The organism is Vibrio sp. 10N.222.48.A3, assembly GCF_041475345.1.
Classification (GTDB): domain Bacteria; phylum Pseudomonadota; class Gammaproteobacteria; order Enterobacterales; family Vibrionaceae; genus Vibrio; species Vibrio tasmaniensis_A.
The window spans coordinates 1-10,441 of sequence record NZ_JBFRVX010000042.1 but is presented as its reverse complement, the minus strand read 5'-3'; the positions used below and the strand labels follow the sequence as shown (position 1 = coordinate 10,441).

Genomic DNA, 10,441 nt, shown 5'->3' with positions numbered 1-10,441 from the left:
GGCCTAGAAGTCCTGGCTTAAGTAATAAATTCAACATGTTTTCTCCAGACATTAAAGGCGACGAAGTTCTTCGTTTAGCATAGGTAAATCAAGCTTCTGCTCTTTAGCACACTGCTTGGCAATATCGTAACCCGCATCAGCATGACGCATAACGCCAGTAGCCGGATCATTGTGAAGTACACGAGCAATACGTTGTGATGCATCTTCGCTACCGTCACAACAAATCACCATACCTGAGTGTTGTGAGAAGCCCATGCCAACGCCGCCGCCATGGTGCAGAGAAACCCATGTTGCGCCACCAGCTGTGTTCAGAAGGGCATTCAAAAGAGGCCAATCAGAAACTGCATCAGAGCCATCCATCATGCCTTCTGTTTCGCGGTTCGGGCTTGCTACTGAGCCCGAATCTAGGTGGTCACGACCGATAACAACTGGTGCTTTCAGTTCGCCATTTTTCACCATTTCATTGAATGCTTGTCCTAAACGTTCACGATCTTTCAAGCCAACCCAACAAATACGAGCTGGTAGGCCTTGGAACTGAATACGTTCACGCGCCATATCTAGCCAGTTGTGTAGATGCGGGTTATCTGGAATCAATTCTTTTACTTTTTGGTCTGTTTTGTAGATGTCTTCAGGGTCGCCAGAAAGAGCAGCCCAACGGAACGGGCCGATGCCTTCGCAGAATAAAGGACGAATATAAGCAGGAACGAAACCTGGGAAATCAAATGCGTTTTCCACTCCTTCTTCAAGTGCCATTTGGCGAATGTTGTTGCCGTAATCTACGGTCGCAGCGCCACGGTACTGAAGATCTAGCATAGCTTGAACTTGAATAGCCATAGATTGCTTAGCGGCTTTCACCACTTTTGCTTCATCAATAGTACGTTCTTGTGCTGCTTTCTCCATCGTCCAACCTTGCGGCAAGTAGCCGTTCAGCGGATCGTGGGCAGAGGTTTGGTCAGTCACTACGTCAGGCGTGATATTGCGTTCAACAAGCTCTGGGAATACATCTGCTGCGTTACCGAGTAGGCCAACAGAGATTGGTGTGTCTGATTCTTTAATCATTGCCATCGCTTCATCTATGCTGGTGGCTTTTTTGTCGACATAGCCTGTACGCAAGCGGTAATCGATTCGTGATTCATCACATTCAACCGCAATCATCGAGAAGCCAGCCATAGTCGCTGCGAGAGGTTGAGCACCGCCCATACCGCCAAGACCACCCGTTAGAACCCACTTGCCGTTTGCTTCTCCTTGAAAGTGCTTCTTCGCGATAGCGACAAACGTTTCATAAGTGCCTTGAACGATGCCTTGTGAGCCAATGTAAATCCAGCTACCTGCGGTCATCTGGCCGTACATCATCAAGCCTTCTTTATCGAGCTCGTTGAAGTGTTCCCAGTTCGCCCAGTGTGGAACAAGGTTCGAGTTAGCGATCAGTACGCGAGGTGCGTTTTTATGTGTCGGGAACACGCCCACAGGTTTACCTGATTGAACAAGCAACGTTTGGTCGTCTTCTAAACGCTCTAATACTTCAACAATCTTGTCATAACATTTCCAATCACGTGCCGCGCGACCGATACCGCCATACACAACCAGTGCATGTGGATGTTCTGCCACATCAGGGTCTAGGTTGTTCATCAGCATACGCAGTGGTGCTTCTGTTAACCAAGATTTAGCGCGCAAAGTGGTGCCATGAGGTGCGCGAATTTCGCGAGTCGTGTCGAGACGAGGGTCACTGTTGTGGTGTTCCGTCATTTTGGAATTCCTTCTGTTTCACGTTATATCGTTGTAGTTGTAGTTGTAGTTGTAGTTGTAGTTATCGGTATAGCTGGATTAGTCGCTGGCCATTGCACTGGCTATATCCCAACACAAACGTGCCGCCAATCGAGCCGTTTGGCCATCGATGTCGTAGTCTGGGTTGTATTCCGCAATGTCCGCGATAATGAGTTTTTCACTGTGTTTGAAAATCTGTTCTAGAAACGGAGCGAGTGCTTCATAGCTCACGCCTCTTGCCGCTGGTGCACTTACGCCCGGCGCAGTCGCTGCGGGGAATACATCGAGATCAATGGTGAGATAGAGGTAATCACATTCAGCGATGAATTTTTGCAACGTAACCAGTTGAGCGACTTGGTTAACTTGGGTCATGTTGCGGTCGTGTTCATACCAAACACCCAGTTGGTCAGCTTTGTTAAACAGCGCTTTGGTATTGCTAGCAGCACTCACGCCAAGACAAGCGTAATGAAACGGCCATTGATGTGTATGGCAGTAATCACTTATCTGGTTGAAAGGCGTGCCTGAGCTCGGTTTAACATCGGCGATTTCGCTTTCAAATTCACGAAGATCAAAGTGAGCATCAAAGTTAACGATGCCGATCTTAGGTTTGTGTATTGGCTGATCTTTATCAATACGTTCAGTTTTATGAAGGCGTTCTGCTTTATGTAAATGTTCCGCGAGGCCTTGGAAAGATGCCCAAGCAACTTCGTGACCACCGCCAAGGGTAATCACTTTGTTGGTTGATAAAGCATTAGCAATAACAGAAGCACACTGTTTTTGACTGACTTCGAGTTGACCATCGTTACATTCGATGTCACCAAGGTCCGCGATGTGTGTATCACTGTGCCAAGCCATATTAGCCAACGCTTGACGAATCAGGTTGGGTGCTTGTCTTGCGCCCACTCGTCCTTTGTTTCTTGCAACGCCTGCATCGCTGGCAAAGCCAACTAAGGCGATAGCGCTATCAGTAAGCTCGTTACCTAAATCGCTACTTTGAACTTGTTTGGTAATGTGATGAACGCGTGTACCTAGTGCGCCATCTTCAAGATCATTACGTCCCGTCCACACGAAGTTATGTACGGTTTCTGAGTTCTTTTGAATGCCGTTGGAATTAGATTGAGTCATGACACACCTCGCCATTAACAATGCGTTTATGAAGATGAGGAACACCGACTTGATAGCTTAGATCGGCAGGGTGCTCGATATTCCAGATAGCTAAATCAGCGGCATAACCAACTTCAATTTTGCCTTTAGTTTGTGAGTCGCCAATGGCAGCCGCAGCGTTACAAGTTACACCGCGCAGCGCCTCTTCAGGCGTCGTACTAAACAGGGTGCAGCTCATGTTCATCATTAGAGTTAAATCAGCAAAGGGAGAAGTGCCGGGGTTTAGGTCGGTCGCGATTGCCATTGGAATGTCGTGTTCACGAAGTAGGGCAACGGGCGGTTGTTGAGTCTCTTTTAGGAAATAGAAAGCTCCGGGTAGCAAGGTCGCAACTGTGCCTGATTCCGCTAGTGCCTTGACTCCGGTTTCATCAAGGTACTCAACATGATCGACAGAGAGTGCACCGTATTTAGCTGCGAGCGCACTGCCGCCCATATTTGAAAGCTGTTCTGTGTGGCCTTTAATCGCTAGTCCGTGTTCTTTGGCTGCTGCAAATACACGTTCGGTTTGTTCTAAATTGAAGCCGATAGATTCGCAGAACACGTCAACTGCATCGGCGAGTCCTTGCTCTGCGGCTTTAGGAATGATCTCTTGGCAAACCAGATCGATATAGCTGTCTGGTTGTTCTTTATATTCAGGTGGCACAGCATGCGCTGCAAGGAGAGTGGTGGTGATCTTAATTCGGCGATGATTCTCTAACGCTTTAGCTGCGCGTAACATCTTGAGCTCATCTTCAAGTGTTAAACCATAGCCAGATTTTACTTCGATGCTGGTTACGCCACTTCTTAGCAGGCCATCGAGTCTAGGCAAAGCCATTTCAACCAGTTCGGATTCTTGCGCTGCGCGGGTCGCGGTTACTGTCGCCAGAATGCCGCCGCCTTGCTTGGCGATGTCGGTGTAAGACACACCATTCAAACGCTGCTCAAATTCATTGGCACGATTACCTGCAAATACAAGGTGAGTGTGGCAATCAATTAACCCAGGGGTGACGAGTTTGTTTTTGCAGTCATAGGTGACGTAATCCAAAGAACCATCAACACTTACTTGTTCTAATTCAGAAGCAAGTGCCTCGTGGTTTGAACAAGAGATGGACACGATCTTACCGTTTTCGATAACGATATTTTGAGGGGAAGTGGGCTGATAACCATCGGTTCCCGAACTCATGGAGACCACTCGTGCGTTTTTGAGGATCAAATTCATAATCACCTAGATCTTTGCTAAACATTAAATGTATATACAAATAAATAGGCTAAACGCTGACCCGAATCAAGTTGATGTTGCAAAAATGTGATCGGCGATCAGGATGATGTTCTTTAATCTAGAAGTATCTTGGAGCTTAATTTGTACTTAGAGCCGGGATGGTAGAGCAATGCAAAGCTGATGAGGCGTTCTTTGCTCCATGTTCTTCTATTCAAAAGAAGGCAAGGCTCTGATTCTGATAACTTTAGTGACGTTCTTATTTGAGAGTCAGGAATAATGGCTTCAACCGTGTGTTCGATAGCACTCAACGGGCAGCTTTTTGAAAGGTATTCATTGGGTGTCGAGGTTGAAAAGTCTTGCTCTAGGTATTTTGGAGCGGTTTGAGAGTTCACCCAGCGCGCTTCTAATTGAATCGGTGTGTTGTCAGCAAAGTGGATGATTTCACTATAGAATACTTCGGCATTGATCATCACACCTAGCCGTGTAGCCGTGCTTTCATCAGCCTTGATGCTCTTGTGTTTGATAACTTGGCTAGTATACGTTTGGCCACGGTCTTTGATCTCTTGCGCGATGTTGTTGATATCAAGCAGAGGAGATTGCGCTTTTTCGTCAGGCTCACAAACAAAAGTGCCCAGTCTTGGCTTCCTGATGAGCTTGCCTTCAGACACCAGATCTCGAATGGCTTTATTCACCGTCATTCTGCTCACATTGAACTGCTCGGTGAGTTCGAGTTCTGTGGTTATCTGGTAACCCACTGGCCAGTGACCACTGGTGATATTGTCGTCTATGAACTGTTTTATCTGAAGGTAGAGCGGCGCTTTCGACATAATGAAACCTTATTTGACTATACAAATAGAGTAACGGAATTTTTCACGATTTCAACATTTCCTCGGGCAATGTGACCTTATTCAACATAGATGGGGCAAATTGCTTGATTCTGTGAGGCAAGTGTCGCAAATTGTCACGCAATAACTATTCGTAAATCAGATAATTAGAAAGGGAAATAATATGTTTAAGAAATTAAAGGCCTCCTTGGGCATCGGTGCAGCAAAAGTTGATACCGTCTTAGATAATATTGAAGTTTTCCAAGGTGGAGAGTTGTCTGGCAATGTTCACATTGTTGGCGGCGACGTTGAGCAACAAATCGACCTGATCAACTTGGTTCTCAACACAGAAGTAAAAGTCGAAACGGAAGGTAGCACCAGCTACGAAACATTTTCGTTAGGTCGTATTCAAGCCGTAGAGCCTTTCGTGATCCAACCGGGTGAAACCAAATTGGTGCCATTCCGTCTTAAGTTAAATGATGAAACGCCAGTCACCGCGTTGAACGCGCAAATGAATCAGTGTCATGTGTGGGTTGAAACCAACCTAGATATCGGCTTTGCGATTGATCCTAAAGACCGCGACTTCATCTCCGTACACCCATTGCCAACAGTTGCTAAAATCATCCAAGGCGTGGAAGCATCGGGAATGGCAATGGTGAAAGCAGACGTAGAGAAGGGCTTCTTGAAAGGCAACAGCTTTACTTCTCGCTCTGGCTGTTACCAAGAGATTGAATTTCGTAGCGGCGGTTTCATGAATAACAAAGAGATCGAGCTATCATTCATCGTTGAAGGCTCAATGGTTCACTGCTTAGCAGAAATCGATCGCTCAATGAGCTTCCGTGGCGACCAATACATCTCATTCAGCATGCCTGCAAACGCGGCCGATTCTGACATTCGCAACGCAGTCTCAAGAATCATGAGTGCGTAGTCGGTCTCTGTTAGTAGTCATTCTGTCTATTAATAGAGAGACGGTAATACGATTTCTAAAGCCGAACTTAACCGTTCGGCTTTTTTGATTCTACTATCTGTCCAGTCCTGAAATGGGTTTACCACTGGTGCCGATAGGACAATTGAAAGGCAACATCGGTGGAGTTGTCCATATTGAAGATGTTCTCGATTATGGATATCTCAACTGCCGAGCGTTGCATGAGATAGCGATAGCCAAACATCATTTCATTCGCGGCTTCTGAAAACTCAGTGTCACCATCTTCTGCGCCTTCATACCAACGGTATTCAAGATGCAATTCATGGTTTTCAAATAGCGTGAGTTGATAGCCGCCCATCCATGACCATGTCGTCTTCTTATGCGAAAAGCTATTCTCTGCTTCTCTACTGGACTGATTCGCTAACCCTAAGCTTGTATAGAAGGTATTGATGTCGAGTTGGTATGCATAGTTGAGTTGAGCGCTTTGTTCGGTGCTGTTTCCCTTAAATGCACCGTGGCTGACGTTGTTATGATAGAGGGAGACACCAAAAGATAGTCCGTGGTTTTCAAGGTCTATGATTTGGTATTGAGTGTAGAGTGTGAAAGCACTTGTCAGCGTGTCGCCAGAGAAGTCACTGATATTGATGCCATGGCTTGGCGCGTAAACATCAAATTGGTGTCTGTCTTTACGTTCCCGCCCTGCTTGGTCGATGCCAAATAGATCGTGGTAATTGATGATGACTTTATCAAGGTGATTGTTGGCGGCGTATAACCAGCGGTAGTTGAACTCTATTTGCCATGCTGTTGTTAGTTGCCATTTCAGCCCTGTTTGAAGTTGATTCTGATAATAGTCTAAATGATAGTCGTGAGAGTTAGCCCATATACTCGCGGCGGTTAAAGAAGCAAATACTTCAAGCTTGTTTTCTTCGAGCGGAAAGCCAGAGCGGAGCGTTGGAGTAAGACGAACTGACTGCAATGGTGCTTGGGTATAACTGATTAGCGGGCCGTAATCTTTGTTGGCCCATGCGGTTGGAGTAAAAACAACAGTTGCTATTAGTAATGATAAAGGTGGTATGAACGATATAAAGACAGCCTGTTTTCCCATATGCACCTCATTCGCATTCCGTTGCCTCTATATAGCTTAGTTCTAAATAACTCGTTTGTAAGAGATAAGTTGGAAGGGCGTACTCACAAGAGATAGGACAAATAGTTGAGTTGATACAGCTTGACTGGAAAGAGGAGGGGCAGGGAAGTTACCGCTAGCATATGAAACCTATCATTCGTGGCTAAAAAATTGCTGGCGAGACTGTCTTATTGCTGATTTTTAAAAAACGTTCACATTGAAAATGATCTATTAGATCAACAAGTAAAAACCATCTAGATCATAATTGCAGAGGACAGTATTAGTATGGGTAATTTTGAGCAAAAAGGTGAGGTGAGTCACGCTTTAGTGGCTGCTGCGCGACTTGCCCCGCACCAGGTGAAATGGGTGAAGTTAAGCAAGACCCAATTAAAGGTATTTAATTCGATAAAGCAGGGTGAAGAAGTGACAGCGCAACTTATTGCTGAGCGATGTGATTTGTCACCAAGTTGGGCCAGTTCTCTTTTGAGAAGTTTATATCTGAGATGCTATCTAACGAGATCGAGTGTAGGGCTAGATTTGGGAGGAGTGCAATTTGGTTATCAACATTACAATAATTGAATGTTCTAAAGGCAGCCGTCTTGCATATCGAAATTATACTCAAGTTGAATCGTAATCTTCGGCATTTCGATTGAATAAGCCTCAGCTTTTGCGGCACAATGGCAGAGATTGATGAGATCAATAGTATCGTTGCTGAATAATTAATTTGGAGTTGTGGTTCGTGGGAAAAGTTATAGGTTTGGAGAGCATTTTTAAAGCCGGAGTCATCGTATTGCTAACCCAGCAAGTCATGGGTTGTGTAAGTAGCCCAAAATCTGTGAGTATTTTGAGCACTGAACATGAACCCATTTATTCTTTTGAAGAAAAAAGCTGCAGTAAAGATATCAAAGCTTCTGATTATTATAGCAACCCTAAAGCGTTGAATAGCTTGTTGGATTGGCATCTAACTTCACCTGAAGTGAGCAACCCAGCGTGCATGAATAATATAGGTTGGATATACCACTTTATAGAAAGGGATTACCCCAAAGCACAAGAGTGGTACAAGCAGGCTGTAGCTCAGGGTAATTTGGATGCTATATATAATTTAGCATTATCTTATGATAGCCAATCTCCAACGCTTGGTAATTATGAGATGGCTTTCTCTTTGTATAAGCAGGCTGCGGAACAGAACCACATGTATGCTCAAAATAATTTGGCTCAAATGTATGAGCGTGGGCATGGGACACCTACGAACTTCACTAAAGCTAAATATTGGTTTGAAAAATCTTCTAATCAGTTTTACAGCCTAGCTTTTGTTCACTTAGGGTATCTCTATGAATATGGTTACGGTGTGGGTCAGGATTACGAGCAAGCGAAGCGGTATTATAAACAAGCTGTACAATTAGAAGATGCTAAAGGTGAGTTGCGCTTAGCATTGCTTTATTTGAGAGGGCAGGGTGGAGCTGTTGATAAAGAAAAAGCAATATTGCTGTTACAATCGTCAGCATCTAAAGGTAATAGTTACGCAAAATATCATCTATCTTTATTGTCTAGCTAGTCAGTAAATTCAGTAACCTAGGTTCTTCTGCAGCCTATAAGGTCGCAAACGCGGCTACACCCCGCGAAATAAAAATTTTTCGGGTCATATAGCCACCACCACTGGCATGACACTGAATTGCCAATATCGAACTTAGGTTTTGAGCGTGATGCGTAACGCTAAGCTGTAACCATCTTGTTTGCTTTAACAAACGAATGGTAAAAATGCAAAGCGTTGCAAATCAATCTTGAATAGTTTGCTATGTTTACTGATTCGTTTTGACCTCCTCTTGACGCTTTAGCGATGCTTTAGATTCTTGAGGTTTGATTACAGTGGATAGGAATATATCCTTGTAGATTCCTTTCACTGAAGCTGCAGTCACCGCAAAACCAGCGATTAATATGTATAGATCAATTTCATTTAGTAGTTTTTTAGCATCATCATTAAACGTTCCTAGAATGAGCAAAAAACCGCATATGATACCACTGGATTGAAGTATGGCGTTTACCATTACAGCCTGATTGAACTCGCGTTTCGCTCTGTGACACCTGTATGTATATATTAAGATCAAGATAGCTCCCAATATAGCCGATGGAATATATATGGCTTTATCCATTTTTATCCCCTTTCGCTACAGAGTCTCCAATTAAGCCTCCTAAAATGCCACCTATAATAGCGCCAAATGGGCCTCCAATTGATGCTCCAAATATTGCACCTCCAGCTGCAGCCCCCATGACCCTAGAGCTATCGTGTACTGGTGTATCATAAAGCTCATAATCAGCTTCGAGTTCTGCAACGCCACTCGATTTTTCAGATGTGTAATTGATAATACCTATAGGGTATTATCAAACCTTCATCTCTACCTCATAGCTGGAACCACAGTTATGACATTCTTCAGAGATTATTGCGGTGTATTCATTCTCATCCCCCATCTGCCTACTTGAACCACCAGTAACTTCAAAAGAAGTAACTTCTTCTTCGTAAAACTCCCCACACTTTGAGCAGCGAAATTTTGCTTTGCCCACTATTCCATCACTCATAATTCAAAATATCTCCTGTATACTTAACACTATATTAAGGTGTGAGTCATGTTTGCCAAGACACTTAACCAGAACACCATAAACACTGGACTACACCCAAACCAAAAATACCGAGCGTGGGGAATAACTCTTAGTCGTTTGTCAGCAGCTCCGATTAGCACGACATTCAAGGTACGCATACCGATTTAACTCAGATATAAAGAATCTTGAAAGAGTATCTACCGATGACGCCTTTAACAGGATCGGTACAGCGAAATATTTATATACAAACGAAATTGGTAGCACCACCAACGCGTACATTGTAACTATTAATATGATGCTAAAAAAAGCGAAGCTTTGTACCTTGTCCCAAGTAACATTCTGCAATAATTCATATAACACTGTATCACTCTCCGATTTGGAAACGGTGATAAGAGCAATAAGACTAATTAGGTAAATAACCAAGCTCAGAATCCTATTCTTCGAGTCTGGGGAGTAGATAAACTGGAAAAACCGACTCCATTCTGATTGAGTTGATAAACCATGCTTACTTGCATCAGTCTCTCTCACTTCCTTTAGGTTCTTCATTGCTTCAAGAAGTGACTTACCAATGTGAGATACAAGCGATTGTAGATAAACAGCTTTGTGAAAGTCGATATTATCACTATCAAGAAGAGTGTAGCTGGACAAATGTCGAATGAGATTTTTGTCATAATGTCGCCGTGCAATTCCACCAAGAAAGCCTGCAATTAGCATTGGAAGAATTGATATGTTTACGTAGTCCAAAACAAGCTGTAAATAACCAGCAAGAGCAAACAGAATAATAGAAATAGACAGGTACCCTAAACCTTCCATTCCAAAATATCGCATACTGACAGTATTGGAGTAGT

At 44.0% G+C, this 10,441-nt stretch carries 11 protein-coding genes; 3 read left to right on the top strand and 8 right to left on the bottom strand.

Annotation, left to right across the window (positions count from 1 at the left end; all coding sequences use genetic code 11):
- Positions 1-51: 51 nt before the first annotated feature.
- The 4 genes from hutU to hutC all read right to left on the bottom strand — a co-directional run bounded on the left by hutU (position 52) and on the right by hutC (position 4,953).
- Positions 52-1,746, bottom strand: a complete 1,695-nt coding sequence (gene hutU, locus AB4653_RS01765; protein ID WP_009846491.1) for a urocanate hydratase — start codon at positions 1,744-1,746, stop codon at positions 52-54.
- A gap of 78 nt (positions 1,747-1,824) precedes the next feature.
- A complete protein-coding gene (gene hutG, locus AB4653_RS01760; RefSeq protein ID WP_009846492.1) occupies positions 1,825-2,889 on the bottom strand; it encodes a formimidoylglutamase in 1,065 nt (354 codons plus the stop codon).
- Positions 2,876-4,126, bottom strand: coding sequence for an imidazolonepropionase (gene hutI / locus AB4653_RS01755; protein WP_009846493.1), 1,251 nt, complete (start codon positions 4,124-4,126; stop codon positions 2,876-2,878). Before hutI ends, hutG begins: the two co-directional genes overlap by 14 nt.
- Positions 4,127-4,239: 113 nt before the next feature.
- A complete protein-coding gene (gene hutC, locus AB4653_RS01750; RefSeq protein WP_009846494.1) occupies positions 4,240-4,953 on the bottom strand; it encodes a histidine utilization repressor in 714 nt (237 codons plus the stop codon).
- A 181-nt stretch (positions 4,954-5,134) separates the two neighbouring features.
- Between hutC and AB4653_RS01745 the strand changes: the two genes are divergently transcribed.
- A complete protein-coding gene (locus tag AB4653_RS01745; protein WP_009846495.1) occupies positions 5,135-5,878 on the top strand; it encodes a sporulation protein in 744 nt (247 codons plus the stop codon).
- Between the two features lie 118 nt (positions 5,879-5,996).
- On the opposite strand, the gene AB4653_RS01740 is transcribed toward AB4653_RS01745, so the two are convergent.
- Positions 5,997-6,980, bottom strand: coding sequence for a DUF3187 family protein (locus AB4653_RS01740; protein WP_009846496.1), 984 nt, complete (start codon positions 6,978-6,980; stop codon positions 5,997-5,999).
- Positions 6,981-7,283: 303 nt separating this feature from the next.
- Between AB4653_RS01740 and AB4653_RS01735 the strand changes: the two genes are divergently transcribed.
- Both AB4653_RS01735 and AB4653_RS01730 read left to right on the top strand, forming a co-directional pair.
- Positions 7,284-7,577, top strand: coding sequence for a hypothetical protein (locus AB4653_RS01735; RefSeq protein ID WP_009846497.1), 294 nt, complete (start codon positions 7,284-7,286; stop codon positions 7,575-7,577).
- A 160-nt stretch (positions 7,578-7,737) separates the two neighbouring features.
- On the top strand, positions 7,738-8,553 hold the full coding sequence (locus tag AB4653_RS01730) for a tetratricopeptide repeat protein (RefSeq protein WP_009846498.1): 816 nt from the start codon (positions 7,738-7,740) through the stop codon (positions 8,551-8,553).
- 244 nt (positions 8,554-8,797) lie between these two features.
- Here AB4653_RS01730 and AB4653_RS01725 read toward each other — a convergent pair whose 3' ends face one another.
- The 3 genes from AB4653_RS01725 to AB4653_RS01715 form a co-directional block, all read right to left on the bottom strand.
- A complete protein-coding gene (locus AB4653_RS01725) occupies positions 8,798-9,148 on the bottom strand; it encodes a hypothetical protein (RefSeq protein WP_009846499.1) in 351 nt (116 codons plus the stop codon).
- Positions 9,149-9,377: 229 nt separating this feature from the next.
- Positions 9,378-9,572, bottom strand: coding sequence for a hypothetical protein (locus AB4653_RS01720; RefSeq protein WP_009846501.1), 195 nt, complete (start codon positions 9,570-9,572; stop codon positions 9,378-9,380).
- Positions 9,573-9,713: 141 nt separating this feature from the next.
- Positions 9,714-10,441: hypothetical protein (locus tag AB4653_RS01715; RefSeq protein ID WP_372103170.1), on the bottom strand; the 728-nt coding region annotated here is incomplete at its 5' end.

Bases quoted from the DNA above. Each gene is read 5' to 3' on its own strand.
- hutI (WP_009846493.1), bottom strand. From the start codon at position 4,126: ATGAATTTGATCCTCAAAAACGCACGAGTGGTCTCCATGAGTTCGGGA.
- AB4653_RS01735 (WP_009846497.1), top strand. From the start codon at position 7,284: ATGGGTAATTTTGAGCAAAAAGGTGAGGTGAGTCACGCTTTAGTGGCT.
- AB4653_RS01720 (WP_009846501.1), bottom strand. From the start codon at position 9,572: ATGAGTGATGGAATAGTGGGCAAAGCAAAATTTCGCTGCTCAAAGTGT.
- hutG (WP_009846492.1), bottom strand. From the start codon at position 2,889: ATGACTCAATCTAATTCCAACGGCATTCAAAAGAACTCAGAAACCGTA.
- AB4653_RS01745 (WP_009846495.1), top strand. From the start codon at position 5,135: ATGTTTAAGAAATTAAAGGCCTCCTTGGGCATCGGTGCAGCAAAAGTT.
- hutC (WP_009846494.1), bottom strand. From the start codon at position 4,953: ATGTCGAAAGCGCCGCTCTACCTTCAGATAAAACAGTTCATAGACGAC.
- AB4653_RS01725 (WP_009846499.1), bottom strand. From the start codon at position 9,148: ATGGATAAAGCCATATATATTCCATCGGCTATATTGGGAGCTATCTTG.
- AB4653_RS01740 (WP_009846496.1), bottom strand. From the start codon at position 6,980: ATGGGAAAACAGGCTGTCTTTATATCGTTCATACCACCTTTATCATTA.
- hutU (WP_009846491.1), bottom strand. From the start codon at position 1,746: ATGACGGAACACCACAACAGTGACCCTCGTCTCGACACGACTCGCGAA.